The organism is Streptomyces sp. WAC03905, assembly GCF_057371075.1.
Genome location: NZ_JBXYDZ010000003.1, coordinates 134,058 through 160,745 on the forward strand (window position 1 = coordinate 134,058; position 26,688 = coordinate 160,745).

The window sequence follows — 26,688 nt, forward strand, 5'->3', positions numbered from 1 at the left end:
GTTACCCGGCGATGATGCGGACAGGGCATTCGCCCACGACCATGCGATAACGATGATCCTACGATCATTGGTCTTCTCCCCTTTTCCCGCGCGGGCGAAAACCGTGAATGCGTCTTGGGCGGCGAAGCCCTGCGTGTTCTCTCCGCCGCACGGTCTGCGGTGCGCGACCATACGGACGCCGTCAAGAGCGAGCAGCCAGCAGATGGAAGCACCGAGACAGGAAGAAGGACGGACGTGTCCGGCAGCGAAAGCGAGAACCCAGCAATCCCCTCCCCGACCCCGACGCCCACTCGTCCCAGGACGAACCGGGACTGGTGGCCGAATCAGTTGGACCTCCAGGTTCTCCACCAGAACTCGCCCCAGGCCAATCCGATGGGCGAGGACTTCGACTACGCGGCGGAGTTCGCGACCCTGGACGTCGAGGCCCTGAAGCGGGACGTCTTCGAGGTGATGACGACGTCGCAGGAGTGGTGGCCCGCCGACTACGGCCACTACGGGCCGCTCTTCATCCGGATGAGCTGGCACTCGGCGGGCACCTACCGCATCGCCGACGGGCGCGGTGGCGGCGGTTCCGGCGCGCAGCGCTTCGCGCCCCTCAACAGCTGGCCGGACAACGCGAGTCTGGACAAGGCGCGCCGCCTGCTCTGGCCGGTCAAGCAGAAGTACGGCCGGAAGATCTCCTGGGCCGACCTGCTGGTATTCGCGGGCAACTGCGCCATGGAATCCATGGGGTTCAAGACCTTCGGATTCGGATTCGGCCGGGAGGACATCTGGGAGCCGGACGAGGTCTTCTGGGGGCCGGAGGACACCTGGCTCGGCGACGAGCGCTACAGCGGCGACCGGGAACTCACCGGTCCTTTCGGTGCCGTGCAGATGGGCCTGATCTACGTCAATCCCGAAGGCCCCAACGGAAATCCGGATCCGATGGCCGCCGCCCGGGACATTCGTGAGACGTTCGGGCGCATGGCGATGAACGACGAGGAGACGGCCGCGCTCATCATCGGCGGCCACACCTTCGGCAAGTGCCACGGCGCGGTCGACCCGGAGTACGTCGGTCCCGAACCCGAGGCCGGTCCGCTGGAGCAGCAGGGCCTCGGCTGGCACAACTCGTACGGCAGCGGCCGGGGCGGTGACACCATCACCAGCGGGCTCGAGGGCGCGTGGACGAACGAGCCGACGAAGTGGGACAACGGCTACCTGGACAACCTGTTCCGGTACGACTGGGAGCTGACGACGAGTCCGGCCGGGGCGCAGCAGTGGACCCCGAAGGACGCCTCGGCGCAGGGCACCGTGCCGGACGCGCACGACCCGGCCAAGCGGCACGCCCCGATGATGCTGACGACGGACCTCGCGCTGAAGGTGGACCCGGTCTACGCGCCGATCGCGAAGAGCTTCCACGAGAACCCGGACAAGCTCGCCGACGCGTTCGCCAGGGCCTGGTACAAGCTGCTGCACCGCGACATGGGGCCGGTCTCGCGGTACCTCGGCCCGTGGATCCCCGAGCCCCAGCTGTGGCAGGACCCGGTCCCCGCGGTCGACCACGACCTGGTCTCGGCCGGCGACGTCGCCGCCCTCAAGGGCCGGATCCTCGCTTCGGGGCTGACCGTGTCCCAACTGGTCACCACGGCCTGGGCGTCGGCGGCCAGCTTCCGCGGCACCGACAAGCGCGGTGGCGCCAACGGGGCCCGGATCCGGCTCGCGCCCCAGAAGGACTGGGAGGTCAACGCCCTGCCCGAGGTGACCGAGACGGTACGGACCCTCGAAGGGATCCAGCGGGACTTCAACGGCTCCCAGGGCGGCGGGACGAAGGTGTCCCTCGCCGACCTGATCGTCCTGGGCGGGTGCGCGGCGATCGAGCAGGCCGCGAAGAACGCCGGGCACGAGGTCACGGTGCCGTTCGCGCCGGGGCGTACGGACGCCACGCAGGAGCAGACGGACGTGGAGTCGTTCGCCGTGCTCGAACCGCGGGCCGACGGGTTCCGCAACTACCTGGCGGCGGGTGAGAAGCTGTCGCCGGAGACGCTGCTGCTGGACCGTGCCAGCATGCTGAACCTGACGGCGCCGGAGATGACGGTGCTGATCGGCGGTATGCGGGCCCTGAACACCGGCTTCGGGGGGTCCTCGCACGGCGTGTTCACCGACCGGCCGGAGACCCTGACGAACGACTTCTTCGTCAACCTGCTGGACATGGGGACGCAGTGGAAGGCGTCGACGGCGGACGAGAACGTCTTCGAGGGGCGCCAGGGCGGCGCGGAGGGCGAGCCCCGGTGGACCGCGACGGCCGTGGACCTGGTCTTCGGTTCGAACTCCCAGCTCCGGGCCATCGCGGAGGTCTACGCGTCCAAGGACGCGCGGGAGAAGTTCGTCGGTGACTTCGTGGCCGCCTGGGACAAGGTCATGAACCTCGACCGGTTCGACCTGGCCTGACGGGCGCGTCCCGGCCGGCCGCTGGTGGCGGCCGGCCGGGACGTCTGCACCGGGGGCCGTGCCGGCTGCGTGACGGCCGGGTCGGCTGCGTGTCAGAGGGGAGCTCTTCGACGCGGTGGAGACGACGCACTCCTTGTACTCGCTGCCGTCGCCCTTGCCGGTGTACGGCGCGGTGGCCTCGGTCTGCTGGGAGGCGCCGGCCTTGACCTTGAGTCCGGTCACCCGGGCCGTCGCCGCGACCGCGCTGGAGCCCGCGGCCGGGTTGAACTTCATGGTGATGCTGTAGGTCTGGTCCAGCGAACCGCTGTTGGTGACGGTCAGCCGGGCGACCAGGTTCTTCCCGGTGCTGTCCAGCTTGCAGCTGTCGATCTTGATGTCGCGCTCGGCCTTGTCCCGGCTGGAACCGCCGGTGGTGGTGGTACCGCCGGAGCTGCTGCTCGTACCGCTGGTGCTGTCGCTGCCGCTGCTGCCGCCGGTGGTGCTGCCGCCGCTGCTGCCGCCGGAGCTGCTGGAGCTGGAGTGGCTGCTGCCGCCGCAGCTGGCGCCGTGGGAGCCGCGGGCACCCGTCAGCGCGACGATGGCGATGCCGAAGACGGCTATTGCACGGACATGACGAAACTTCACGTGTGAACCCCGTTGGAATGTCAGAAACCGAAATGCGCCCGCCTTGACGAGCACACGTCACCCTAACAGCGGATTCGGACAACGCCGTTCCGCCACGCCCGGCCCGCCCCGCCCGGGCCGTCGAGAGCCCACGGACACCGTCAGGCGATGTCGACGACGAGGTCGGCGCGGTGACGTCCGCGGGCGACGAGCCGGGCGTTCGCCTCGTCCGAACGGGCCACCCACGCCCGCGCGTCGGCCGGTTCCCTGCCGTGGCGCACGTGCCGTTCGACCAGGCGACGGACCCGGGTGTCCTCGTCCGCAGCGCAGTACCAGGTCTCGTCCAGCAGGGGCCGGACGCCGGCCCACTCCCCCACGTCGTGCAGCAGGTAGTTCCCCTCGGTGATCACCAACGGTACGTCCGGGGCGACGGCGATGCTGCCGGCGACCGGCTCCTCCAAAGAGCGGTCGAAGGCCGGCGCGTAGACCGTGGCGCCGTCGGACGCGCGCAGGCGCAGCAGCAGCGACACGTACCCGGCCGCGTCGAAGGTGTCGGGGGCGCCCTTGCGGTCGGCACGCCCCAGCCGGTGCAACTCGGCCTGTGCGAGGTGGAACCCGTCCATGGGGACCACCACGGCCGTGCGCGGACCGAGTGCGCCGGCCAGCAGGGCGGCGAGGGTGGACTTCCCGGCGCCCGGCGGCCCGGCCACGCCGAGGATCCGCCGGCCGCCCCGTGCGGCCAGCGCGGCCGCCCTCTCCACCAGTTCCGTCGTCTGCACGTGCGTATCCTGCCCGATCACGCACGGCGGCCGCGCCGGGCGGCGGCGGTCCGTGGCCGTCGCGCAGTGCCGCGCGCTGCGCCGCCGCCCGGCGTGTTCAGCAGCGGGGGCAGGCGTCGCGGATGACGCGCCAGGTGAAGGTGGTGGAGGCCGTGGCGCCGGCGGCGTCCTTGGCGGTGACGGTGACCGTACGGGTTCCGCTCCCGCGCAGGACGCCCGAGATCAGGCCGGTCGAGGCGTTGATCGTGGCGCCGAGCGGCAGGTTCGAGGCGGACCAGCCGTAGGGTGCGGCGCCGCCCGTGGCCGTCATCTGCAGGCGGACGGCGTCCCACTGGAGATTGACCTGGTTACCGGGGTTGACCACGGCCGGGGCGGCCGCCGCCTCGCGGACGACGCCGGTGGCGCCGTCCTGCGGCGCGCCGAGGGCCGTGCCGGCGGGCGCCGCCAGCAGGGCGGCCAGTGCGATGGCCAGGGCCGCCAGTCTGCGCGGGCCGCGCCGGGTGCGTAAGGGTGTGCTCAACAGGACCTCCGAACTCGTCGGGTGGCGCCGGCGGTTCCGGTCGGGTTCCCGGGCGCCGTCAACCCCCGTGCTGGGTGGGTGCGTTCGAGGTGCGGTATGGCGTCGGCATCATAGGCGGCCGTCGCCCGCGGCGTCGATGGCCCTCGCGCTCGCGTTCGAGGGGCGGGCGGGCCGGGTCACGGCTGAGCGGGCTTCCAGCCCCAGGCGGTGAGCATGCCCGGTGACAGTCCGGTGCACCCGGGGGAATCGAGGTAGCGCACCGCTTCATCGAGCTGTCCGTCGTCGACGAGGCCGGTGCCCACCATGGCCGTGCGGGCACGCTCCCAGGTGTCCGCCCAGAACCTGCTGATCGGGCTGCCCGGCTGGAGGGGCGGTACGTGGATCTCGGCCGCCACGGATTCCAGACCGGCCTCCCGCAACAGCTCGGGGTGCCGGGGCACGTGGGAGACGTCCGTGCCGATGCTGTCGCGCAGCCCGCGCCACATGGCCCGCATGGCGCGTGTGTACGGCGTGTCGGGCGCGGCGGCGGTGGTCAGGTCGACGGCGTCGCTGACGACGAGGACGCCGCCGGGGGCGAGCAGCCGGCTCAGCCGGGTGACCATGTTCCGCGGGGACGGCAGGTGCATGAGCACGAACCGGGCGTGGACCAGCCGGAAGGGGCCCGGGGTGAAGTCGTCCGCGGTGACGTCCGCCTGGAGCACGGTCAGTCCGGGTACGGGATGCGCGGCGAGGAACCGGACGTCGCGGTCCACGGCGAGGACCTCGGCGACGCCCGCTTCCGCCAGCAGGCGGCGGGCCACGGTGCCCGTTCCCGCTCCCACCTCCAGGCAGTTCCACCCGGGTCCCGCGCCGAGCGTGCGGAGCCGGGTCATGGTGGTGTCGTCGTAGGTGAGGGCGCCGAGGTCGATCCGGTCGCCCTCGCCTCCCTGGTCCGGCCGGAAGACCCGCTCGCCGTAGCGCCCTCCGGTCGGGGGGCCGGCGTCCTCCGGTGACAGCCCTGTGTCAGCCATGGGGCAATTGTCCCCTCGATCGGCCGTGCGCGCGGGGCGGGGCGCCGGGCGTACCCCGTCAGGCTCCGCCGGCCCGGCCCGAGAGGGAGGCGTGCCAGGCCGGGGGTTCCGCGGGCGGCTCCGGCGCGGCCCGCCGTCCGCCCGTGGCGAAGAAGGCCGACAGGGGGAGGGTGGCCGCGCCGACCGTGACCGCGTCCGGTCCCAGCGCGCCGAGGCCGACGGTGACCCGTCCGGCCGGGTGCCGCAGGGAGTAGCGGGTCGCGTGTTCCCGGACCGACGGCAGGATGTACGGGCCGAGCAGCAGCCCCGCCCAGCCGCCGATGAGGATCCGCTCCGGCTGGAACAGGTTGACCAGGTCCGACAGGCCCGCGCCCAGGTACTCCGCCGTCTCCTCCAGGATCTCCACGGCCACCGGGTCCGCCGCGCGGGCGGCCGCGAGCAGGCCGGTGAGGGCCTCCTCCTCGTCCGCCTCCCCGGTCCGTGCGGGGCCGCCGCCGCGCTCGGTCCACCGGGCCAGAAGCGACTCCGCGCCGGTGTAGGCCTCCAGACAGCCCAGCGCGCCGCAGCGGCACCGCCTGCCGCGTACCGAGACGGTCAGGTGGCCCCATTCCAGCGGGGTGCCCCCGGGGGTTCCGCCGTCCGGCGAGCCGTCCGTGATCAGGCTCGCGCCGACGCCCGAGCCGAACAGCACGACGACCGCGTCCCGGGCCCCGCGCCCGGCGCCGAACCACATCTCCGCCTGTCCGAGGGTGCGCGCGCCGTTGTCGATGAGGTACGGGACCTCCTCGGGCAGTGCCCCGGTGGTGCGCAGCAGCCGTTCCAGCGGGACCGCGTCCCAGCCGATGGTCTGGCCGTGGACCACGGATCCGCCCGGAGCGTCGTGGTCCACGATGCCGGGCACGCCGACGCCGACGCCCAGCAGCCGGTCCGCGCCGATGCCCGCGTCGGCCAGGACGGTGGCGATGCCCGTCCTGACGTGGTCGACGACGGGGCCGACGTCGTAGCAGCCGCGGGGCAGCAACGGCATCTCGGTGCGGGCGAGTTCGGTCAGGGCGAGGTCGAACAGCTCGACGCGCACCCGGGTCTCGCCGACGTCGACGCCGATCATGTGCGCGCTGCCGGGGCGGACGCGCAGCAGGGTGCGGGGGCGCCCGCCGTCCGAGTCGACGACGCCGGCCTCCTCCAGCAGTCCGTCGGCGACGAGTTCACCGACGACGTTGCTGACGGAGCCGGAACTCAGCCCGGTCGCGGGTCCGAGTTCCTGGCGGCTCATCGGGCCGTCGAAGTACAGCCGCTGGAGCACGGCGCTGCGGTTTCCGCGCCGCAGGTCCCGTACCGTGCGTCCGCTTCGCGCTGTGGTCATCTGGCCCCTTTCCACCGTCACGTCGCCGTGACACCGCTCGCAACATACCCTTGCGCGACCCCTTGACGCGACCCTTCCACACCGCTTAACTCACGCCCTAAGTTAAGGCCTGGATCAACCCCGTCGAAAGGGACCGAGCCGCCATGCGCAGATCCACAGCACCAGCGACGGCAGTCGTCGAAGCCGCCGTCAGGGCCACCGCCGCAGCCGTCACCGCCGCCGCCCTGATCGCCACCGCCACCGGCTGCGGTGGCGGGTCCACCGACGGCGCCGGCTCGAACTCCGCCCCCCACGAGCTCACCTACTGGGCTTCCAACCAGGGCGCCGACATCGCCGCCGACCAGGCCGTCCTCGGCCCGGAGCTGAAGAAGTTCGAGGAGCGGACCGGCATCAAGGTCAAGCTGGAGGTCATCCCCTGGTCCGACCTGCTCAACCGGATCCTCGCCGCGACCGCCTCCGGGCAGGGCCCCGACGTCCTGAACATCGGCAACACCTGGTCCGCCTCGCTCCAGGCCACCGGGGCCCTGCTGCCCTGGGACGCGGAGAACTTCAAGTCCGTCGGCGGCCGGGACCGCTTCGTGGCGTCCGCCATCGGCTCGGCCGGAGCCGCAGGCCAGGACCCGGCCGCCGTCCCCCTCTACTCCATGGCGTACGCGCTCTACTACAACAAGAAGGTGTTCCGGGAGGCGGGCGTCGAGAAGCCGCCCGCCACCTGGGACGAGCTCGTCGAGACCGGCCGGAGGATCAGCCGCGACGGCACGTCCGGCACCTGGGCGCTGGGGGCCGAGGGCGCCAACCTCGCCAACAACGTCCACCAGGTCTTCGTCCTGTCCCGGCAGCACGGCGGTTCCTTCTTCGACGCCGCCGGCAAGCCCACCTTCGACACGCCCGCCAACGTCGACGCAGTCAAGCAGTACGTCGATCTGATGGCCAAGGACAGGATCGTCGCGCCGGGCAACGCCGAATACGACAAGAACCAGTCCCTCCAGGACTTCGCGAGCGGCCGGACCGCCATGGTGCTGTGGCAGAGCGCGGCCAGTTCGTTCAAGGCCCACGGCATGCGGGAGGGCGACTGGGGCACCGCCCCCGTCCCCGTTCCGGCCTCCGCCGCGGGTGCGGGCGCCGCGCACGTCAACTCGATGGTCGCCGGCATCAACATGGCCGTCTTCAAGAACACCGACAACCTCGACGGCGCCCTGAAGTTCGTGGGGTTCATGACGAGCGACGAGGAGCAGAAGATCCTCAACCGGACCTACGGCTCCGTCCCGCCCGTCAAGGCGGCGCAGAGCGACCCCGCCTTCGCGGACCAGGACCTCACCGTCCTGCGCGACACGCTCGCCACCAGTGCCGCCCCGCTCCCCCAGGTGCCCGAGGAGTCGCAGTTCGAGACGACCGTCGGCACGGCCGTCAAGGAGCTCTTCGCCGACGCCGCGGCGGGCCGGCCCGTGACCACCGAATCCGTCAAGGCCAAACTTGCCAAGGCCCAGCAGCAGATGGCGGGCTGAGCCGCCGGCCATGACCTCCGCGCCCTTGACCCCCGCGACAACGACCTCCCCGCCCCCGGCGCCCGCCGCCGGGACGACAGCCGCGAGCCGGACCGGGGGCCGGACCGGGGGCGGCGGCCTCGCGCCCCCGCGCCGGTCCGGCGGCGGCCACCGCCGCCCCGGACGACTGCGCCGCGGCGCCCTGCCCTACCTCCTGCTGCTCCCGGCCCTGCTGCTCGAACTGCTCGTCCACCTGGTGCCCATGGTGACGGGCATCCTCATGAGCTTCCGCCGGCTCACCCAGTTCTTCGTCCGGGACTGGTCCCGGGCCCCGTGGACGGGCTTCGACAACTACGACCTCGCCGTCGACGTCAGCCGGCCCGTCGGCAAGGCACTCCTCGACTCCTTCCTCACCACCTGCCTGTTCACCGTCCTGTCCGTCACCCTGTGCTGGCTGCTGGGAACCGCCGCCGCCGTCTTCACGCAGCACTCCTTCCGCGGCCGCGGCCTGCTGCGCGCGCTGTTCTTCGTCCCGTACGCCCTGCCCGCGTACGCCGCGGTCATCACCTGGGCGTTCATGTTCCAGCGGGACAACGGCCTGGTGAACCACGTCCTCCACGACCAGCTCGGCCTCGGCGGCGCCGAGAACACCTTCTGGCTGATCGGCGACAACAGCTTCTGGGCGATGCTGACCGTCTCCGTCTGGAAGAGCTGGCCCTTCGCCTTCCTCATCGTGACGGCCGCCCTGCAGAACATCCCCCGGGACCTGTACGAGGCGGCGGCGCTCGACGGCGCGGACGTGTGGCAGCAGATCCGGCGCATCACCCTGCCCTCGCTGGGCCCCGTCAACCAGGTGCTGGTCCTCGTCCTGTTCCTGTGGACCTTCAACGACTTCAACACCCCCTTCCTGCTGTTCGGCAGAGCGGCCCCCGAGGCCGCCGACCTCGTCTCCGTCCACATCTACCAATCGAGCTTCGTCACCTGGAACTTCGGCACCGGCTCGGCCATGTCGGTGCTGCTGCTGCTCTTCCTGCTCCTCGTCACCGCCGCGTACCTCCTCCTGACCGGTCGCGGCCGGAAGGACGCCGATGCCCGCTAGTACGCACTCCACCGAGGGCGGCCGCACCCGTACCCGCGGCCGGGGCCCGCTCGATCCGCCGGCCTCGTTCCGGACGCTGCGGGCCGCCTTCCTCACCCTCCTCGCCGCCTTCACCCTGCCGCCCGTCTTCGTGATGGTCACCACCTCCCTCAAACCGCTCCAGGACGTCTCGGCACGCTTCCGGTGGATCCCGAGCGGGCTCACGCTGCGCCCCTACGCCGACATCTGGCACACCGTCCCGCTCGCCGAGTACCTGGTGAACTCGCTGATCGTGGCGGGCACCGCCACCGTCGCGTCCGTGGTCATCGCCGTCTTCGCGGCCTACGCCGTCAGCCGCCACCGCTTCCGCGGCAGGCGCCTGTTCACCCTGACGGTGCTCTCCACCCAGATGTTCCCCGGGATCCTCTTCCTGCTGCCGCTGTTCCTGCTCTTCGTGAACATCGGCAACGCCACCGGGATCGCCCTCTACGGGTCCCGCGGCGCGCTGATCCTCACGTACCTCACCTTCTCCCTCCCCTTCTCCATCTGGATGCTCATCGGCTACTTCGACTCGGTGCCGCGCGACCTCGACGAGGCGGCCACCGTCGACGGCTGCGGGCCCCTCGGCGCCCTCTTCCGCGTGGTGGTGCCGGCCGCCGTGCCGGGCATCGTCGCCGTCGCCGTCTACGCCTTCATGACGGCGTGGGGCGAGGTCCTGTTCGCCTCCGTCATGACCAACGACGCCACCCGCACCCTGGCCGTCGGCCTGCAGGGCTACTCCACGCAGAACGACGTCTACTGGAACCAGATCATGGCCGCCTCGCTCGTCGTCAGCATCCCCGTCGTCGCCGGGTTCCTTCTGCTGCAGAAGTACCTGGTGGCCGGACTCACGGCAGGAGCCGTCAAATGACCCTCTCCGAAAGCCTTCCCGGCACCGGCACGGACGCCGTCGACGTGCGTGCGCTGCCCCGCGACTTCCTGTGGGGCACCGCCACCTCCGCCTACCAGATCGAAGGGGCCGTCGACGAGGACGGCCGGGGCCCGTCCATCTGGGACACCTTCTCCCGCGTCCCCGGCGCGGTCGACGGCGGCCACACCGGAGACACCGCCTGCGACCACTACCACCGCTGGCCCGAGGACATCGCGCTGATGCGGGAGCTGGGCACCAACGCCTACCGGCTCTCCGTCGCCTGGCCGCGCGTCCTGCCCGGTGGCGACGGCCCGGTCAACCCCAAGGGCCTGGACTTCTACGACCGCCTGGTCGACGCGCTCCTCGCCGCCGGCATCCAGCCCTCCGTCACCCTCTACCACTGGGACCTCCCGCAGGCCCTCCAGGACCGCGGGGGCTGGCCCGAACGGGACACCGCCGAGCACTTCGCCTCGTACGCGGGGCTCGTCGCCGCGCGCCTCGGCGACCGGGTCACCCAGTGGACCACCCTCAACGAGCCGCTGTGCTCCGCCTGGATCGGCCATCTGGAGGGCCGGATGGCGCCGGGTCTGACCGACCTGACCGCGGCCGTCCGTGCCTCCTACCACCTCCTCCTCGGGCACGGGCTCGCCGCCCGCGCCGTCCGGGCGGCCGCGCCCGGCGCCCGCGTCGGCATCGTGAACAACCTCTCCACCGTCGAGCCGGCCACCCCCCGCGACGCCGACCTGGCCGCCGCTCGCCGGATGGACGGGCACGTCAACCGCTGGTGGCTCGACCCCGTCCACGGCCGCGGGTTCCCCGCCGACATGCGCGAGGTGTACCGGGTCGACCTCCCCGAGCGGCCGGGCGACCTCGCCGCCATCGCCGCTCCGCCGGACTGGCTCGGGCTCAACTACTACTTCCCGCAGGTGGTCATCGCCGACCCGGACGGCCCGGCCCCCTACGCCCGGCAGGTCGCGCGTCCCGGTGTCCATCGCACCGGGATGGACTGGGAGGTCGACGCCGGCGGCCTCGAAACGCTGATCATGCGCCTGCACCTGGAGTACGGCGCGGGGCCGATCCACATCACCGAGAACGGCTCGGCCTACCCGGACACCGTCGCCCCGGACGGCAGCGTGCACGACCCGGAACGGGCCGCCTACCTCACCGCCCATCTCGCCGCCTGCGCCCGCGCCGCCCGCAGGGGCGCACGGGTGGCCGGGTACTACGCGTGGTCGCTGCTGGACAACTTCGAGTGGGCCTACGGCTACGACAAGCGCTTCGGCCTGGTCCACGTCGACTACGCCACCCAGCGGCGCACGGTGAAATCGAGCGGCCGCCACTACGCCGGGATCATCGCCGCCCACCGGAGAGGGTGACGGCGCGCCGCGGACGGTGGCGCTGCGGGGCGGCTCCGGCCGCCCCGCAGCGCCTTCCTGGGATCGGGGTCGGTGTCGGTGTCGGTGTCGGTGTCGGGTCAGGGGAAGGAGACGATCGTGGACGGGACGGTGGAGGTGCCCGAGGTCGGGGCGCCCACGCTGTTGATCACGTGCTCGTACTGTCCGTTGCCGCCGAGCGAGACCACCAGCAGGTCGTGGAACCGCACGCCCGGCTTGACCGGTGCCTGGAAACCGTGCTCCTGGCGGATCGTCGGGTCGACGTTGTAGTAGCAGTAACTGCCCAGGCCCCAGCCCTCGTGGGCGTTGACGGAGTCGGCCACCTGGTAGGCGGCGTAACCCTTGACGGAGCCGTTCTGGATCGCCGCCTGGTTGGGTGCGTCGTACGCCTTCTCGTTCTGGAAGAAGATCGTCCGGCCGCGTTCGCCGTTCCACTGCACGTCGTACTTGTTGAAGTGCTCCACGAAGAGCCCGGTGGCGAGGACGTCGTCGCCGTTGACGCGGAAACCGTAGTCGGAGCGGTTGGTCTCCCATCCGACGCCGTCGCCGTGGTCGGCCCGCCAGATCCAGGTGTGGTCGACGATCGTGTCGTGGTTGTTGACGACCATGCCGACGGTGGCCTTGCCCGGCCCGGCCCCGCCGACGCGGATGAACACGTCCTGCACGGTGGTCGGGTCGCCGGCGTGGTCGGTGGTGGTGCCGGCGGGGCCGACCTCCAGCAGGGAGGGTGAGTTGACGGGGCCGGCGTCGATCAGGAAGCCGGCCAGGCGGACCCCGTCGACGTCACCGACCTTCATGGCGGTCACCCCGTTGTCGGGGACGATGGTGGCGAGGCCGAGGCCCAGTACCACGGTGCCGGGGCGATTGACCTGGATGGTCCGGTCGACGTGGTAGACGCCCGGGGTGAACAGCAGGTGCAGGCCCTGGGTCAGCGCCTGGTTGATGGTCGCGGCGCTCGCACCCGGCTTGACCACGTAGAACTGGCCGAGCGGGATCGAACTGCCCTGCGGGGCGGTTCCGTTGCCCCACGAGGTACCGCGCGCGCCGGTCCGCTTGCTCGGTACGAACACCTTGTAGTCGTTGCCGTCGAGGTACAGGAAGGGCTTCTCGCGCGAGACGGGCGTGGTGTCGAGGGTGGTGTACGGCGGGTTCGGGAAGCCCTGCGCGGGTGCGCCCTGGGTGCCGGAGAAGACCTGGTTCCAGACGCCGTTGGACCAGCCGCCGATCGAGCTGTCCCGGGTGTACCACTGCTGCTGCGAGTAGTTGCCCACCTGGCCGTCGATCTTGGAGTCGGCGATGTAGCCGCCGGAGGCCCAGCCGTAGCCGTTCGGGGCGAGGTTGAGGCCGCCCCTGACGTGCATCCGGCGGAAGGGGGCGGCCTGGGAGACGGCCCAGCGGTCGGTGCCGTTGACCGGGTTGAGGGCCAGGTTCTCGGCGGAGCGCCAGAAGTTCTGGGTGGCGTTGCCGTTGAACCAGCCCGCGTCGACGGTGACGTCACCGTTGATGGTGGTGTCGTCGGGACTCAGGCCGAGGCCGGAGATGGATGTGTAGAAGCCGATCTGGGCGTTGAGGCCGTTGTAGGTCCCCGGCTTGAAGAGGAACTGGTAGCGGCCCGAGCCGAACTGCGCGGACTCCTGCTGCTGGAACACCTGGTCGAGCCGGGCCTGGATGCCGGGGGTGGACGGGTCGAAGACGATCACGTTCGGGCCGAGGTCGCCGCCGCCGGGGAGGGCGGGGCCGGTGTCGGTGGTCCCGTAGACCTGGACCTCCCAGAGCGAGTAGCCCCAGGCGGTGGCGCGCTCGGTCCCGTATACGCGCACGTACCGGGCGGTGCCGGTGATGTCGAGGGTCTGCACGCCGCCGGTGCCGGCGGCGGTGGAGTAGGCCGTGGTCCAGTGCGATCCGTCCGTGGACAGCTCGATCCGGTAGGCGCGGGCGTGGGCGGTCTCCCAGCGCAGCACCACCTGGCTCAGCAGGGCGGGGGTACCGAGGTCGACCTGTATCCACTGCGGGTCGGCGAACTGGCTCGACCAGCGGGTGCCGTTGTCGCCGTCGACGGCGGCAGAGGCGGGGGTGCCGGCACCTTCGGTACTGGAGGCGGTCGCCGGCCTGCCCTGGGAGAGCAGGACGGGTGCGGCCTGGGCGGTCGCGCTGCCGGGCAGCAGCACGAGGAGGGCGGCGACCAGTGCGGCCGCGAGCGCCGCCGCGAGGGACGGCCTGGGGCGTGGAGGCATGTGGGGTGCTCCTGACGTCGAGGATCCGGGGGGATCGAAGCGTGAGTGAACTGCCCGCCGGGAAGGCCGTCAAGGGTTTGAGCGTTCACGAAGCGAAGGCCGCACGGGACGTCACATGCGGGGCAGGGCTGTGAACTCGCTGTTTCTTCAATCCTTGTGAAAAGCATTGACGAAAAATTTCGCCGTGGCTGTACTGGCAAACCGAGCGTGCGCCCCCGTAAGCACCGCCGACGGGACCCGCCGCAGCCGATCACGATCGGTAGTTCAGGAAGTGACTCCAGAGAGGCGACAAGAACCACCATGCGTTCGATGCTTTACACGGCCACGGGGGCCCGCCCCCTGGGCGAGCCCCCGCATCACCGTCGTCCGACGCCTCGGTCGGACGCCGTCATGGCCGGTCGGGTGACGGGGCCGGGGTAGGCGGGGCCGAAGTCGGCGGGGGCGGGGTGCCGGCGGGGGCCGACGCCGCGATCAGGGTCTCCGCGAGGTTCTCCTTGCGGACGCGCAGGTCCACGTAAAGCAGGGACAGGACCAGCGGCGGGAAGCCGAACTGGAAGATCCCGCTGGCCAGGCCGCCGATCACCATGCACAGGACGTAGATGCCGAGTCCGGCGACCGCCATCTCCGGGTCTCCGTTCCCGTCGTCCGCCCCCAGGACGCTCGGCAGGAACGCCGCCAGGCCGATGAAGCTGAACGGCATCTGGATGACGTAGCCCACGGCCATCGCCACGAAGGAGCCCAGCATGGAGATGCCGAACACCCGCCACCAGCCGTCCTTGACCAGGTGCGCGGAGCGCCGCAGCGAGGCGACGGTGCCGAGCCCTTCGCAGACCGCGACGGCGGGCGCGAGGCTGAGCCGGGTCATGAGCCAGATCGAGACGGGCAGGCAGACCAGGACACCGAGGATCAGCACGAGCAGTGCGGCCGGCGGCCCGGATCCGTCGGCGGACAGGACGACGAGCGGCACGCAGACCGCGTAGACGACCAGCATCGGGCCGCCCGCGATCAGCGCGGTGAGCAGCATGCTGCCGAGCACCGCCGGCAGCCGGGACCAGGTTCGGCGCCACATCGCGCCGAAGGTGGCGGTGCGGCCCAGGACGGCCTCCTGGATGACGGCCGGACCCAGTGCGCTGATCAGCGCCGCCCCGACCGTCAGCGTGACCATCAGGAGCACGAGAGCCGGCACGAAGGCCAGGACCAGGGCCATCACGTCCTCGTCGGCGGCGGTCTCCCCCGGCCCGAGGTCGAAGACGGCGGAGAACCGGTCGGACACGACCGCGACGCCGATGCCGATCGCGAGGCCCACGAGCAGGACCCCGAGCCCCTGCACGGCGACGATGATGCCGACCAGGGCCTTCCAGTTCCGGCGGAAGGCCGAGAAGGCACCGCCGAGTATGTCCCCCAGGCTGAGCGGCTGGAGGGGTATGACGCCCGGTTTCGGCGCCGACGGCGGCACCCAGCCGCCTCCCCATGGTGGAACGGGCTGTCCCGGGTGCTGAGCCCACCCCGTGTTCTGCGACATGTCTGTTGTCCCCCTCGGATGAAGGGCTACGGTAACCCGCCCCGGGCAGCGTCCGTGCACGGCCCCCGGCCCCGTGACGTCAACTCCCGTGCAGGTCAGCCGCCCCGGGCCCGCCGCACGTCCGTGCGCGCGGCGGCGGGGCGGTCACCTCCCGGCGGGGCGGCGGTCCTGTGCCCGGAGCCGGTACACCACGCTCCGGCGCCGCGGCCCTTCGGGCACCGTCGGGTCGTCGAAGTCGTCGGCCGGATCACGGGTCATGCCGATGCGGCGCATCACCGCCCGGGAGCGGAGGTTGGTGGCCGTGGTCACCGCGAGGACCTCGGGCAGCGCGAGGGTGTCGAACCCGAAGGCGACGGCGGCGAGGGCGGCCTCGGTGGCGTAGCCGTGCCCCCAGGCCGAGCGGGCCAGCCGCCAGCCGGCCTCCACGCCGGTGAACGGCATGTCCTCGTCGACCGGGTCCAGTCCCGTGAAGCCGATGAACTCACCGGTGTCCTGCACCTCGACGGCCCACCAGCCCCAGCCCCGCTGTTCGATGGCCGCCTGGAAGCGGGCCACGGAGGCCTCGCTCTGCGCACGGGTGAGGACGCCGCCGAAGTGCTCGCGGACTTCGGGGTCGGCGTTCATCGCCGCCCAGGGGCGCAGGTCGGCCTCCCGCCATGAGCGCAGGACAAGCCGTTCGGTTCGCAGTTCCGGCATCGCGCCAACCTATCCGATGACCGGCGCGGGATGGCCGGACGGCGGACGACGGCGGACAGCGGACGGCGAACAGGGGCAACCCCGAAGGCCCGTTCGCCCTCTCACGGTGCGTACCCCGGAAGGAGGCCGTCATGGAGACAGGTACGGGCAGCGCGGGCCCAGGGCGCCCGAAGGAGACAGAGGCGGCGTGGGCACTCACCCTGGCGGCCGTCGCGGCGGAGGTCCTGGTGTGGGTCCTGGGGGCGTTCGTGGTGCCGCCCACCGGCCTGGACGAGCTGACCGAGTTCTCCGGGCGGGGCGCCGCGCTGACTCGACTCGCCTGGTCGGCCGGTGTACTGGGCGTGCTCCTGGCCGCGTGGCTGTTCGTCGCGGTGCGGATGCGGGCCGGGCGCGGCTGGGCCCGGGCCGTACTGACGGTCGTGGGTGCGGTGTTCCTGCTCTTCCGGGTCGGCGGTCTCGGTGTGGACGGCATCGACCCGGCGTGGTGGGCCGTCGTCAACGCCCTGCCCGATGTGCTGGCCGCGGCCGCGGTCGTCCCGATGTACCTGCCGGCGGCCCGAGCCCACTTTCGCGAGGGGCCGCGGCGCACGGCCTGAGCGGCCGGGACGGCGGTACGGGCCCACGGTGCCCGCACCGCCGTTCGGTCTCGTGCGACGAGACCGATCAGGATGCCCGCGTGGCTCAGCTGGGCCGCGGCCGGGGAGCCGGGCAGGCCTGCCAGGCGAGGTGGTACAGGGTGCTCACGCTGGCATCGGTGGAGTCCATGGTCATGAAGCTGGTGGCCGACTGCGGGTTCGACGTGCCCGCGTTGACGCGCAGTTCGGTGTTGATGTTGAAATTGCGCTTTTCGCCGCACGGCGCCCAGACGAGGTCCGCGTACTCCGTGCGGTCGGTCGCCTGCCAGTTGTCATTCAGCGGACCGTTGAACTGGTGGGTGCGCTGGGTCGTCTGCGGCATTCCCTGGAAGTAGTAGTTCGCCTTCTCCTGGCCCCATGCGCCGGGTTGGAGGAATGCGAATCCGCGGTAGTCCGCCTGGACAATGGCGTAGGTGAATCCCGAGGGGACGTGGACCCGCAGATTGAGCTGGCAGTTCTTGCGGAATCCGGTCGGCGGGGCACCGGGCCCGACCTGGGCGAGGTAGTCGCTGTAGGTGACGGTGAAGGCCGTGTTGTCGGGCGCGACCGCCACTTCCGCCGTGCCCTCCCGACAGCCCGAGCCGTTCACCGTGGCCAACTCGATCACGATCTTGTCGGGCGGTGCGGTGATCTGCGGGGTGGCGCCGGCGGCTCCGGCCGGGGTGGCGGTGGCGATCAGTGCCGCGGCCGCGGCGCCGGTGAACAGGGTGCGGGGCAGGGAATGGGACATCGTTGTCACTCCTGACCGTGATGTGCTGGTTCCGAGGCTCACGCCCTGTCAGACCGCAGGACATTCCTTCCAGGCGAAGTGGTAGACCGTGCTGACGCTGCCGTCCGTGGAGTCCATGCTCATGAAACTGAGGGCCTGCGGGCTCGACGTTCCCGCGTACACGCGCAGTTCGCTGTTGACGTTGAGGTTGCGCTCCTCGCCGCACGGCGCCCAGACCAGGTCGGCGTACTCCGTCTGGTCGCTCGCCTGCCAGTTGTCGGAGTAGGGGCCGTTGAACTGGTGGGTCCTGCGGGTCGTCTGGGCCATGCCCTGGAAGTAGTAGTTGGCGCGCTCCTGGCCGTAGGCGCCGCGCTGGAGGTGGGCGAAGCCCCGGTAGTCCGCCCGGGCGATGGCGTACGTGTAGCCCTGCGGCACGTGGATCTGGAGGGCGAGCTGGCAGTTCTTGCGGAAGTCGGTGCCGCCCGAGCCGGCGCCGGTCTGCGCGAGGTAGTCGCTGTACGTGACCGTGAAGGAGGTGTTGTCGGAGGCGGCGGCCACGCTGGCCGTGCCCTGGGGACACCCCGAACCGTTCACGCCCACGACGTCGACGGTGATTCTCCCGGGTGGATACGTGGCGTCGTGGGCTTGTGCCGGCATCGCCAGGGTGGACAACGCCACCACCGCCGCGCCGACGGTCAGTTTGCGGAGCAACATCCTTGTTTCTCCATTCATCGGGGGCCGCCGATCCGAATTTCGGCATGGACATGCCACCACGCGGCCGGGTGCGGCAACAGGACGGGATATGGACAACCGCCCGGAGCCGGGGCGCGCACCGACCCCTTGGCCGAATTCCGCTTCGACGACGCGTATCCGGTCCACGGCCGGGGCGACCCTTCGCGCCCGCCGTGGCGACGCCCGCCATGAACCGGAATGGCCCGGTTCGGTGGAGGGGCGGAGCCCACGCCGGTCCCGGCAGGAACACCCGACCCGGGCGTCACCCGCCCGCGGAGGTGGACCGCGTTCCGGGCGCAGCGCAGGTGGAGCGGCGGTCGGCGGACCGGGCCCCCCGGCGGAGCGTGACGCGCACGGTCCGCAACTTGGCCGGACGCGACGGGATGGCGTGCCCCTCCGCCGCCGTCGGTGGGCACGCGGACCGCAGGGCGCGGTCCGGAAATCGGGCACCACGGCCCGGCCGCGGCCGGGGGTCGCATCCGGGCGGTGATGCCCGGTGTCGGCGGCCGGGCCGTCGGTCAGAGCGCGGTCAGGCGTACGGCGGCGATGCGGTCGGCGGCGTCGAACTCGACCTCCGCCGCGCCGCCACCGGGCAGGTCGGCCCGGATCAGGTTTCCCTCCTCCCGCGACGGCAGGCCGTGGTGCTCCAGGTAGCCGGTGACCACCCGCCGGGCCGACCGGCCGATCAGGCCGGCCCCGGTCATCAGTCGGCGCGGCAGGGCCACCGCGTCGAGGCCGGCGCGCGGCACCCGCGGATCGTCCGGGAGGAAGTAGACGCGGCTGTCCGGCCCCGCCGGAAGACCCAGGTAACCGGGCGCCTCGGCCACGCCCATGCCCGCGAAGGCCAGAGTCTCCGCGGCCCGGCGGGGGTCCTCGAAGCCGGACAGGTCCAGGACCTCCTCGGTGAACTCGGCGATCCCGTGGGCCCGTCCGTAGCGTCCGATCGCGCCGGTCAGGGCGACGACCTCGCTGCCGCGCAGCCCCGGATTGGCCCAGCCCCACATCCAGGTCCGCTCCCCGAGGTCGTAGGTGCCCAGGACGGCGATCCGCAGTTCCAGGTCGCCCTGCCGGTAAAGGCACGCCTCCAGGTCCGCCGTCCAGGCACCCGTGGGCATGAACCCGGTCAGGGCCTCCAGTTGTGCGGCGCCCCAGGCCGCGTGCCGTTCCGCTTCCAGCAGGAACGCGTCACTGAACTCTGTCTTCATGATCATGTCATGAGCCTAGGTCCTGTCGTCAAAGTGGCGCCGGTCAGGCCCGCGGTGTCCGGTGCCGTGCATCGCAAGGCGGAGGGGCGCCCGAGTACTGGACGTACTTGGGCGCCCCGACAACGCCGCGAGGTGCGGTGCCGGGCGCCGCGGGCCAGGTGCAACTTTGACGACAGGGCTAGGGGTGTCCCGTCGGTCGGGCCGGATCGGGGAGCGGTGCATGACGGCGTTGCTCGCAAGGCGGACCGGGGAGGCGACGCGGAGCGCCGCCGACCGAGGACGACGCGGCGACGCGCGGTGGCGGGGCGCCGCGAGCCCGGCCTGATCGGCACGAGTCCCGAGTGGGGCACCGACGTTGGTGCGGGGCGGCAGCTGCCCTCCGGTCAGGCTCGCCGGGGCGTCCGGGAGGCCGTCCGGGCCGCCTTCGCCTCCCGGGCGGCCTCGCGGTGGCGGGCGTCGGCCGCCTCCGTGGCGGCCGCGAGCGACTCGCGCTCCTCCCGGGCACCGGCCAGCCGCTCTTCCAGCTCCGTGATGCGCTCGTCGAGCGCGCCGAGGGCGGTGCGGGCCCGTTGCCGCTCCGTCTGTGCGCGGGCCAGGGCCTCCTCGGCGCGCGCGACCTGCTGCACGTCCGGTTCCGGTGCCGGCTTCCGCTGCGCCTCCGGCTTCCGCTTCGGCTCCGGCTTCCTCCCCGATTTTCTTGCCTGCTCCGGTTGTTGCTGCGGGCGCGGCTCCGTGCCCGGTGCCGGTGCCACCTCGGCGAAGCCCACGGCCGGGGGCGGCGCCTTCTCCAGTGCTCCGCGCGCCCAGGCGTTGGCCGCTTCCGGGTCGGCGAGGACGCTCCGCAGGATCTGCTCGACCTCCCGCTGCACCCCCGCGGACAGTTCCTGCCCCGCTTCTCCGGCCAGCCGCCGGGCCTCGCCGGCCATCGCCGCGATCACCACGTGCTGCTGGTGGGACAGTCTGCGCAATTCCTCGCCCGACAGGGTCCGGTGCGCCTCGCGCAGCCCCCGCCCGAGTTCCAGCAGGTGCTGGGCCTGGTCGGCCTCGGCGCGGGCGAGCCGGTTGGCGGCCCACACCGCGAGCGTGGGCTTGCGCAGGGCGGCGATGCGCTTCGCCACGTCCCGCTGCCCCGCCTTGCGCGCGCCGGCCACGTAGGCGTCCCGGGCTGCCGTGAACTCCTCCGGCCTGAGCCCGTACAGCTCGGCTGCCACCGCGTCGACGTCGGCCACAGCTCCACTGTCCCCCACCCGCCGCCCCGCAGCGACACGGACACCGCGCGGGTGGCGGCCCCGTGTCCCGCCCCGGGTCAGGCCCGCCCGGGGTCCTTCACCACCCGGGTGTTCCGGCAGGCGGTCAGCAGCCGGGGCCGTCCGCCTTCCTCGTCAACGACCTCCCCGTCCCGGCTCGCCCCGGGCGAACTCGACCGGCTCCTCGACGCCGATGAGCACCTTGCGGTGCGCCGATGGACTCGATCCTGCTCCCTCAACCACACTTGAGGTCAAGCGATATGATCATATGGCCGCATGACCACCAAGACCCTCTACCTGCTCTGCTCCGCCGCCCCGCCCGTTTTCGACGTCGCCCGCGTCATCGAAGACGCCCAGGCCCGCGGCTGGAACGTCTGCCTCGGGCTCACTCCCACCGCCGCGCACTGGCTCGCGGAGAGCCTCGACGGGCTCGCCGCCCTGACCGGCCACCCGGTCCTGTGGCAGTACCGGCTGCCCGGCGAACCGGAGCAGTGGCCGGCCCCCGACGCGCTCCTCTACGCACCCGCCACCTTCAACACCGTCAACGCCTGGGCCCTCGGCCTCACCGACCGGCTGACGGTCGGCCTCGCCGCCGAGGCACTCGGCAACGGCACCCCCGTCACCGCCATTTCCTGCACCAACAGCGCCCTCGCCGCGCACCCCCAGTACGAGATCTCCCTCGCCACGCTGCGCAACGCCGGGGTCCAGCTCCTCCCGCACGACAACACCGCCGTCGACGCGGCCCCCTTCCCCTGGACCGCCGCCCTGGCCGGGCTCGACGTCACCCCCGTCCAGCACTGACCGGCGCGGACCGGCGCGCACCGGCCGCTCGGACCCGCACGGCCAGGCCGACGGGGGAACAACCGTACGAGCCGTGGCTTGCGGGGCGGCGGCTCCTGTCCCATAGTCCGAAGTATGGACGCGCGCGAGGCCGCGCTCCGGCGCGCGCACGAGCATGCCGTCCGGTGGCTGGCGAGCCTGTCCGAACGGCGGGTTCCCGCGCGCGCTTCGGTCGACGAGACCGTGCGCGCGCTCGGCACCGAACTGCCCGACGGCCCCGGCGTTCCGGCCGATGTCGTCGACCTGCTCGCCACGGCCTGCGAGCCGGGACTGACCGCGTTCCCGAGCGGCCGGTTCTACGGGTTCGTGGTAGGTGGTACGGAGCCCGCCGCGCTCGCCGCCGACTGGCTGGTCAGCGCCTGGGACCAGAACGCGGTGATGCGGGCCGCCTCACCCGCGTACGCGGCGGTGGAGGAGGTCGCCGGCGCGTGGCTGCTGGACCTGCTCGGTCTGCCGGACGACGCCGGTGTCGGCTTCACCACCGGTGCCACGATGGCGAACTTCACCTGCCTCGCCGCCGCGCGCGACGAGGTGTTGCGCCGCTCCGGCTGGAGCGTCGCCCGCGACGGACTCGTCGGAGGTCCGCGCGTACGGGCCGTCGCCGGCCGGGACCGTCACATGGCCGTCGACCTGGCGCTGCGTTACCTGGGGCTGGGCGCCCCCGTCCTGGTGGACGCCGACGGCCAGGGGCGCATGGATCCGCGGGCGCTGCGACACGTCCTGGCGTCGGGCGGTGAGGGTCCCGCCGTCGTGATCCTCCAGGCCGGGGACATCCACTCGGGCGCGTTCGACCCCTTCACCGAGACCGTACGCGCCGCCCGGGAGGCGGGAGCGTGGGTGCACGTCGACGGGGCCTTCGGACTGTGGGCGGCCGCTTCGCCGCGCCACGCGCACCTGACCGAGGGCTGCGCGTCGGCCGATTCGTGGGCGACGGACGCGCACAAGACCCTGAACGTCCCCTACGACTGCGGGCTCGCCGTGGTGCGCGACCCGTCCGCGCTCCGGGCCGCGATGGGTCTGCGCGGCGACTACCTCATCCAGCACGAACACGGGGACCCGGTCGACAAGGTCCCCGAGCTCTCCCGTCGCGGGCGGGCGTTCACGGTGTGGGCGGCGCTGAGGTCGCTCGGCCGCTCCGGGGTCGCCGACCTCGTCGACGGACTGTGCCGGCACGCCTGCGCGTTCGCCGACGGCATCGCCGCGATCGACGGCGCGCGAGTACTCAACGAGGTGGTGTTCACTCAGGTGTGCGCCGAGTTCGGCGACGACGAGCGCACCGAGCGGGTCCTCACCCGGCTGCTCGACGACGGTACGACGTGGATCAGCGGGTCGACCTGGCACGGCCGACGGGTCATGCGCATCTCGGTGAGCAACTGGTCGACGGACGACGACGACGTGGCCCGCGCGCTGGATTCGATCCGGCGCGCCGCCGCGGGCCCCTGACCGGGACGGCTGCCCGCGCCGGGCCGGCGGCGCGGCCCGGCGGCGTCAGTGGACGACGCTGAAGCTCCGCCAGGGCCGGGCGCGGGGGGCGGTCACGTTCGAGAGGGTCGTCGCCACGTAGATCCCGTTGTTCGGCTCGTCGGTCTGCTTGCAGTCGAAGTTCTGGTAGAGGATGACGTCGACGAGGGTGTTGTTCTCGACGTGGGTGGCCCCGTCGGGAATGGCGATGCGGTGGCAGCCCGTGACGAGGCTGTTGGAGTAGGTGATCTCGACCGGCGAGTCGTGGCCGCGGAAGCTGAGCTGGCCGACCGTGGTCCGACCCAGACCCGAGCAAGCGGTGGCGCCGAGCAGCAGCGCTGCGGCCCCCGCGATGATGCCGATACGTCGCCTGTGGGACATGGTGCGGTCCTCGTCTGTGCGGTGGTGTCGGTGCGGTCCTTGCCCACAGCGTGGCCCGGTGCGGCGCGGGTGGCTTGCTGTGCTCGGCCGACCGGATGAACCCGGCCGCCACGGCGCCCCGCCGGCCCGGGCGGGCTCCCCACCCGAGTGCGGCGGCCGGGGGGCGCGGCCCGTCGCCCGGAGCGAGGATGAAGGTGATGAAGGGGAACGGAAGCGGCCGCGGACCGCACTCGGCGAGCGGCCGGCAGGAGCCGCGCCGCGCCCCGGGGCCGCCGTGCCCCGAGGCCGGGTCCGCCCGGAAGGAGCGGGTGCGGGATGCATGAGGAGATGCCGCTGCAGGACCTCATCAGCAGCGCCGCCCAGGACGCCGGCGGGTGGCTGGGCGCCCTGCCGGTGGCACTCGTGGCCACGAGCGGCGACGGGATGATCGTGCGGTGGAACCACGGCGCGCAGGAGCTGCTGGGCTACGACCCGCCCCAGGTGCTCGGGCGGCACATCGCCGACCTCCTCCACCCCGGCGCCGACCGCAGTCTGGGCCGGTCCCTGTGGGAGACCGCGGCCACCGGACGCGGCGTGATGGGCACGGTCACCGCCTGGCACCGCAACGGCCATCCCCTGGAGCTGGAGATCTGGGCCTGCCCCGTACCCGATCGGCGGCACGGTGCGTCGGCCGTGCTGGTGTTCGCGGCGGACGCCCACGCGGCCCGGCGGATCAGGGGGGCCTCGGCGGTGTGGGACGGCCTGTTCGCCCGCTCTCCCGTCGGGATCGCCGTCCTGGACACACAGCTGCGGTTCCTGCAGGTCAATCCGGCGCTGGAGGCGATGAACGGTCTGACGGAATCGGCCCATGTGGGCCGGCGTCTGGCCGAGGTCCTGCCGGAGGTGAACGCGGGCGAGATGGAGGAGGCGATGCGGCAGGTGCTGGAGACCGGCGAACCGGTCCTCAACCGCCTGCGCACCGGCCGGACCCCCGCCGACCCGGAGCACGACCACGTGTGGGCGTGCTCGTACGTCCGGGCCGAGGACCCCGGCGGCCAGGCGATCGGCGTGATCGCCTCCCTGCTCGACATCACCACGCAGCAGCGCGACCACACCGAGGCCGAGGCGGGCCGGCGCCGGCTCGCCCTGCTCACGGAGGCCAGCTCACGGATCGGCGCCAGCCTCGACCTCGAACGCACCGCGCAGGAGCTGGCCGACCTGGCCGTGCCCCACCTGGCCAGTGCGGTCACCGTCGACGTCCTGGACTCGCTGGCGTGCGGCAACGAACCGGGGATGGGCCTGACCGGTGGTGTGGCGCTGCGCCGGCTGGGCAAGGCCCCGCTGGCCGGTACCGCCGTCACGCAGATCCTCGCGCCGCTCGGCAGGACCCTCACCTTCCCCACGACCGCCCCGTACACCCAGGCCCTCTCGGCCCGCCAGCCCTTCCTCGTGGCCCAGCTGGACGCCATGGCCGTGGCCCCGGCCGCCCGGCACACGCCCCGGCCCGCGCAGCTCGTCGAGGCGGGCGTGCACTCGTTCATGATGGTCCCGCTGATCGCGCGGGGCCTGGTCCTCGGTGTGGCCTCCTTCTTCCGCACCCGGCCCTTCGAGCCGTTCGGCGCGGACGACGTCACGCTCGCCGGGGAGCTGGCCGCGCGGACCGCCATCAGCATCGACAACGCCCGCCTGTACCACCACGAGCACGAGACCGCGGTCGTACTGCAGCGCAGCATGCTGCCGCAGCACATCACGCCGCCGCCGGGGATCGAGATCGCCCACCGTTACCTCCCGGCGAGCGACGTCAACGAGGTCGGCGGGGACTGGTACGACGTCGTGCCCCTGACCGGCGGCAGGGCCGGCCTGATCATGGGCGACGTGATGGGGCACGGCATCGCCGCCGCCGCGGTGATGGGGCGCCTGGCCGCGACCGTGCGCGCCCTGGCGCGGCTCGACATGCCGCCGACCGCGCTGCTGCACCAGCTGGAGGCGACCCTCGCGGACCTCGCGGAGCCGATGCTCGCCACGTTCCTGTACGTGGTGTGCGACCCGGCGACCGGCCACTGCACGGTCACGCGGGCCGGTCACCCGCCGCCCGCCGTGGCGCAGCCGGACGGCACCGTCTACCTGGTGAAGACCCCGCCCGGTGCCCCGCTCGGGGTCGGTGGGGTCACCTTCACCACGACCGACATCACCCTCCCCGCGGGGAGCCTGCTCGTGCTGTACACCGACGGGCTGATCGAGGCCCGCAACCGGGACATCGACGAGCGTCTGGGCGAGTTGACCGGGCTGCTCACGGAGCCGCTCCAGCCCCTCGACCACCTGTGCGACTCGTTGATCGCCCATCTCGTCCCGGCGTCGGCCGATGACGACATCGCCCTGCTGACGGCCCGGATCGGCACGAACCACCGGAGCGGCCGCTGACCCCGGCGCGGCCGCCGGGACGAGCACCCGGGGCCGTGGCGTCAGGACAGGCGGTCGGACGCGTCGAAGCGGGCCAGGGCGAGGGCGCCGGCGTGGAGGGAGTCCTCCAGGGCGCGCCGCACGGCCGCGTCCAGGCCGCCCAGGCCGTCGGCGACCTCGTCTGCGGCGTCCCGCGCGATCTCGGCGGCCAGCTCCTGCGGCGGGGTGCGGGGTCCGAGCTTGCTGACGGCCGAAGCGGCGCGGGCCGGGGTGAGCAGGCCGGTGCCGTGGGCGAGCAGCCAGCCCGGTACGCCCGCGGCGCCTTCGGCGGGCGCCTCGTAGGGGCGCGCGCCGTCGAACCGTTCGTCCTCGGCGAAGGCGGGCTGCTTGGCCTTGGCCATGGGCCGGGCGGGCCCGCGGGACCCGCCCGCGGGTTTGACGACGAGGCCCTCCGCGAGGTTGTCGGGCAGCGCAGGCAGGCCGAGCAGGCCGGGCAGCCGGGTCGGGAAGAGCGCCGGCAGTTCCTGGAGCCGTGCGAGCGGCCCTTCGGCCAGCAGCGGTACGCAGCGCAGGCCGGCCCGCTCCGCCGCCGCCCGCAGGGTGCGGTCGGCGACCCAGCACGGCCCGTCCCCGTCGGTCACGGTCGCGTCGAAGGGCAGCCAGACCAGGTCGGGGGCGTACCAGACACCGGTCTGCACGGCCGCCGCGCCCGGCACGGGCGGCACGTCGGGGTGGGGATAGCGGCCGCCGGCCAGTTCGCCGTACACGGTCACGACCGCCGACGGCGCGGCGCCGACGGCCTCCCGCAGCGCCTGGGCGCAGCGGGTCGCCGCGACCGCCAGGGCGGGCCAGATCCGGCCGACACCGAAGAAGTCGTCGAGTCCGCCGTCGCCGAGCAGTTCGCGTCGCTTGGCGGGGTGGGCGCCCGCCGCGTCGCACACGACGGCGAAGTTCGCGCCGTGGATCTTCTCGTGGGCCACCCAGGTCCGCCCGCGGGCCTCTCCCAGCCGGGTGTTCGCGGGGATCTTGGGATAGGGGGACCAGCCGGTTTCTCGGTGCACCGGCCGATGGTAGCGACC

24 protein-coding genes are annotated in these 26,688 nt (G+C 72.6%); 11 read left to right on the forward strand and 13 right to left on the reverse strand.

The features are described from left to right. The first annotated feature begins 234 nt into the window (after positions 1-234). From katG to AC2RP6_RS03575, 3 genes are all read left to right on the forward strand, one after another. The gene (gene katG, locus AC2RP6_RS03565; RefSeq protein ID WP_486444770.1) at positions 235-2,427 is read left to right on the forward strand and encodes a catalase/peroxidase HPI; all 2,193 of its coding nucleotides are present in this window, start codon (positions 235-237) and stop codon (positions 2,425-2,427) included. 115 nt (positions 2,428-2,542) lie between these two features. Continuing rightward, positions 2,543-2,713, forward strand: a complete 171-nt coding sequence (locus AC2RP6_RS03570) for a hypothetical protein (protein WP_486444771.1) — start codon at positions 2,543-2,545, stop codon at positions 2,711-2,713. Positions 2,714-2,770: 57 nt separating this feature from the next. Beyond that, positions 2,771-3,040: a hypothetical protein gene (locus AC2RP6_RS03575; RefSeq protein ID WP_486444772.1), complete on the forward strand. Its 270-nt coding sequence runs from the start codon at positions 2,771-2,773 to the stop codon at positions 3,038-3,040. 151 nt (positions 3,041-3,191) lie between these two features. Here AC2RP6_RS03575 and AC2RP6_RS03580 read toward each other — a convergent pair whose 3' ends face one another. From AC2RP6_RS03580 to AC2RP6_RS03595, 4 genes are all read right to left on the reverse strand, one after another. Then, positions 3,192-3,809: a nucleoside/nucleotide kinase family protein gene (locus AC2RP6_RS03580; protein ID WP_486444773.1), complete on the reverse strand. Its 618-nt coding sequence runs from the start codon at positions 3,807-3,809 to the stop codon at positions 3,192-3,194. A gap of 97 nt (positions 3,810-3,906) precedes the next feature. Further along, positions 3,907-4,329, reverse strand: coding sequence for an Ig domain-containing protein (locus AC2RP6_RS03585; RefSeq protein WP_486444774.1), 423 nt, complete (start codon positions 4,327-4,329; stop codon positions 3,907-3,909). A 176-nt stretch (positions 4,330-4,505) separates the two neighbouring features. After that, positions 4,506-5,339, reverse strand: a complete 834-nt coding sequence (locus AC2RP6_RS03590) for a class I SAM-dependent methyltransferase (RefSeq protein WP_486444775.1) — start codon at positions 5,337-5,339, stop codon at positions 4,506-4,508. Between the two features lie 58 nt (positions 5,340-5,397). Then, positions 5,398-6,702: an ROK family transcriptional regulator gene (locus tag AC2RP6_RS03595; RefSeq protein WP_486444776.1), complete on the reverse strand. Its 1,305-nt coding sequence runs from the start codon at positions 6,700-6,702 to the stop codon at positions 5,398-5,400. Positions 6,703-6,845: 143 nt separating this feature from the next. Between AC2RP6_RS03595 and AC2RP6_RS03600 the strand changes: the two genes are divergently transcribed. From AC2RP6_RS03600 to AC2RP6_RS03615, 4 genes are read left to right on the forward strand one after another with little or no spacing between them, the layout of a single operon-like run. After that, on the forward strand, positions 6,846-8,207 hold the full coding sequence (locus AC2RP6_RS03600; protein ID WP_486444777.1) for an ABC transporter substrate-binding protein: 1,362 nt from the start codon (positions 6,846-6,848) through the stop codon (positions 8,205-8,207). Between the two features lie 25 nt (positions 8,208-8,232). Beyond that, entirely contained in the window at positions 8,233-9,285 is a 1,053-nt protein-coding gene (locus AC2RP6_RS03605) for a carbohydrate ABC transporter permease (protein WP_486444778.1), read from the forward strand. Continuing rightward, a complete protein-coding gene (locus AC2RP6_RS03610) occupies positions 9,275-10,174 on the forward strand; it encodes a carbohydrate ABC transporter permease (protein ID WP_486444779.1) in 900 nt (299 codons plus the stop codon). Before AC2RP6_RS03605 ends, AC2RP6_RS03610 begins: the two co-directional genes overlap by 11 nt. Continuing rightward, entirely contained in the window at positions 10,171-11,550 is a 1,380-nt protein-coding gene (locus tag AC2RP6_RS03615; RefSeq protein ID WP_486444780.1) for a GH1 family beta-glucosidase, read from the forward strand. The genes AC2RP6_RS03610 and AC2RP6_RS03615 overlap by 4 nt, the downstream gene beginning before the upstream one ends. Before the next feature lie 98 nt (positions 11,551-11,648). Here AC2RP6_RS03615 and AC2RP6_RS03620 read toward each other — a convergent pair whose 3' ends face one another. The 3 genes from AC2RP6_RS03620 to AC2RP6_RS03630 form a co-directional block, all read right to left on the reverse strand. Beyond that, positions 11,649-13,802, reverse strand: coding sequence for a discoidin domain-containing protein (locus AC2RP6_RS03620; protein ID WP_486444781.1), 2,154 nt, complete (start codon positions 13,800-13,802; stop codon positions 11,649-11,651). A gap of 388 nt (positions 13,803-14,190) precedes the next feature. Next, the gene (locus AC2RP6_RS03625) at positions 14,191-15,258 is read right to left on the reverse strand and encodes a hypothetical protein (protein WP_486444782.1); all 1,068 of its coding nucleotides are present in this window, start codon (positions 15,256-15,258) and stop codon (positions 14,191-14,193) included. Positions 15,259-15,468: 210 nt separating this feature from the next. Continuing rightward, the gene (locus AC2RP6_RS03630) at positions 15,469-16,020 is read right to left on the reverse strand and encodes a GNAT family N-acetyltransferase (protein ID WP_486444783.1); all 552 of its coding nucleotides are present in this window, start codon (positions 16,018-16,020) and stop codon (positions 15,469-15,471) included. Positions 16,021-16,151: 131 nt separating this feature from the next. On the opposite strand from AC2RP6_RS03630, the gene AC2RP6_RS03635 reads away from it, so the two are divergent. After that, positions 16,152-16,616: a hypothetical protein gene (locus AC2RP6_RS03635; RefSeq protein ID WP_486444784.1), complete on the forward strand. Its 465-nt coding sequence runs from the start codon at positions 16,152-16,154 to the stop codon at positions 16,614-16,616. Positions 16,617-16,701: 85 nt separating this feature from the next. On the opposite strand, the gene AC2RP6_RS03640 is transcribed toward AC2RP6_RS03635, so the two are convergent. The 4 genes from AC2RP6_RS03640 to AC2RP6_RS03655 all read right to left on the reverse strand — a co-directional run bounded on the left by AC2RP6_RS03640 (position 16,702) and on the right by AC2RP6_RS03655 (position 20,530). Beyond that, complete coding sequence (locus AC2RP6_RS03640) at positions 16,702-17,385, reverse strand: DUF4360 domain-containing protein (protein WP_486444785.1); 684 nt, start codon at positions 17,383-17,385, stop codon at positions 16,702-16,704. A 48-nt stretch (positions 17,386-17,433) separates the two neighbouring features. Beyond that, a complete protein-coding gene (locus AC2RP6_RS03645) occupies positions 17,434-18,078 on the reverse strand; it encodes a DUF4360 domain-containing protein (RefSeq protein WP_486444786.1) in 645 nt (214 codons plus the stop codon). 536 nt (positions 18,079-18,614) lie between these two features. Then, positions 18,615-19,307 (reverse strand): DUF6882 domain-containing protein, encoded by a 693-nt coding sequence (locus tag AC2RP6_RS03650; RefSeq protein ID WP_486444787.1) that lies wholly within the window; start codon positions 19,305-19,307, stop codon positions 18,615-18,617. A 377-nt stretch (positions 19,308-19,684) separates the two neighbouring features. Beyond that, a complete protein-coding gene (locus AC2RP6_RS03655) occupies positions 19,685-20,530 on the reverse strand; it encodes a hypothetical protein (RefSeq protein WP_486444788.1) in 846 nt (281 codons plus the stop codon). A 294-nt stretch (positions 20,531-20,824) separates the two neighbouring features. On the opposite strand from AC2RP6_RS03655, the gene AC2RP6_RS03660 reads away from it, so the two are divergent. Together AC2RP6_RS03660 and AC2RP6_RS03665 are read left to right on the forward strand one after the other, a co-directional pair. Continuing rightward, positions 20,825-21,349, forward strand: coding sequence for a flavoprotein (locus AC2RP6_RS03660; RefSeq protein WP_486444789.1), 525 nt, complete (start codon positions 20,825-20,827; stop codon positions 21,347-21,349). A gap of 114 nt (positions 21,350-21,463) precedes the next feature. Beyond that, on the forward strand, positions 21,464-22,831 hold the full coding sequence (locus AC2RP6_RS03665; RefSeq protein ID WP_486444790.1) for a pyridoxal phosphate-dependent decarboxylase family protein: 1,368 nt from the start codon (positions 21,464-21,466) through the stop codon (positions 22,829-22,831). 45 nt (positions 22,832-22,876) lie between these two features. Here the strand turns inward: AC2RP6_RS03665 and AC2RP6_RS03670 are convergent, their stop codons facing one another. Then, positions 22,877-23,230, reverse strand: coding sequence for a hypothetical protein (locus tag AC2RP6_RS03670; RefSeq protein WP_486444791.1), 354 nt, complete (start codon positions 23,228-23,230; stop codon positions 22,877-22,879). 315 nt (positions 23,231-23,545) lie between these two features. On the opposite strand from AC2RP6_RS03670, the gene AC2RP6_RS03675 reads away from it, so the two are divergent. Continuing rightward, entirely contained in the window at positions 23,546-25,630 is a 2,085-nt protein-coding gene (locus AC2RP6_RS03675) for a SpoIIE family protein phosphatase (RefSeq protein WP_486444792.1), read from the forward strand. A gap of 41 nt (positions 25,631-25,671) precedes the next feature. On the opposite strand, the gene AC2RP6_RS03680 is transcribed toward AC2RP6_RS03675, so the two are convergent. Beyond that, positions 25,672-26,670: an RNA ligase family protein gene (locus tag AC2RP6_RS03680; protein WP_486444793.1), complete on the reverse strand. Its 999-nt coding sequence runs from the start codon at positions 26,668-26,670 to the stop codon at positions 25,672-25,674. Positions 26,671-26,688 lie beyond the last annotated feature (18 nt).

Bases quoted from the DNA above. Each gene is read 5' to 3' on its own strand.
- AC2RP6_RS03595 (WP_486444776.1), bottom strand. From the start codon at position 6,702: ATGACCACAGCGCGAAGCGGACGCACGGTACGGGACCTGCGGCGCGGA.
- AC2RP6_RS03645 (WP_486444786.1), bottom strand. From the start codon at position 18,078: ATGTTGCTCCGCAAACTGACCGTCGGCGCGGCGGTGGTGGCGTTGTCC.
- AC2RP6_RS03665 (WP_486444790.1), top strand. From the start codon at position 21,464: ATGGACGCGCGCGAGGCCGCGCTCCGGCGCGCGCACGAGCATGCCGTC.
- AC2RP6_RS03590 (WP_486444775.1), bottom strand. From the start codon at position 5,339: ATGGCTGACACAGGGCTGTCACCGGAGGACGCCGGCCCCCCGACCGGA.
- AC2RP6_RS03675 (WP_486444792.1), top strand. From the start codon at position 23,546: ATGCATGAGGAGATGCCGCTGCAGGACCTCATCAGCAGCGCCGCCCAG.
- AC2RP6_RS03615 (WP_486444780.1), top strand. From the start codon at position 10,171: ATGACCCTCTCCGAAAGCCTTCCCGGCACCGGCACGGACGCCGTCGAC.
- AC2RP6_RS03650 (WP_486444787.1), bottom strand. From the start codon at position 19,307: ATGATCATGAAGACAGAGTTCAGTGACGCGTTCCTGCTGGAAGCGGAA.
- AC2RP6_RS03660 (WP_486444789.1), top strand. From the start codon at position 20,825: ATGACCACCAAGACCCTCTACCTGCTCTGCTCCGCCGCCCCGCCCGTT.
- AC2RP6_RS03610 (WP_486444779.1), top strand. From the start codon at position 9,275: ATGCCCGCTAGTACGCACTCCACCGAGGGCGGCCGCACCCGTACCCGC.
- AC2RP6_RS03635 (WP_486444784.1), top strand. From the start codon at position 16,152: ATGGAGACAGGTACGGGCAGCGCGGGCCCAGGGCGCCCGAAGGAGACA.
- AC2RP6_RS03600 (WP_486444777.1), top strand. From the start codon at position 6,846: ATGCGCAGATCCACAGCACCAGCGACGGCAGTCGTCGAAGCCGCCGTC.
- AC2RP6_RS03640 (WP_486444785.1), bottom strand. From the start codon at position 17,385: ATGTCCCATTCCCTGCCCCGCACCCTGTTCACCGGCGCCGCGGCCGCG.
- AC2RP6_RS03630 (WP_486444783.1), bottom strand. From the start codon at position 16,020: ATGCCGGAACTGCGAACCGAACGGCTTGTCCTGCGCTCATGGCGGGAG.
- AC2RP6_RS03670 (WP_486444791.1), bottom strand. From the start codon at position 23,230: ATGTCCCACAGGCGACGTATCGGCATCATCGCGGGGGCCGCAGCGCTG.
- AC2RP6_RS03620 (WP_486444781.1), bottom strand. From the start codon at position 13,802: ATGCCTCCACGCCCCAGGCCGTCCCTCGCGGCGGCGCTCGCGGCCGCA.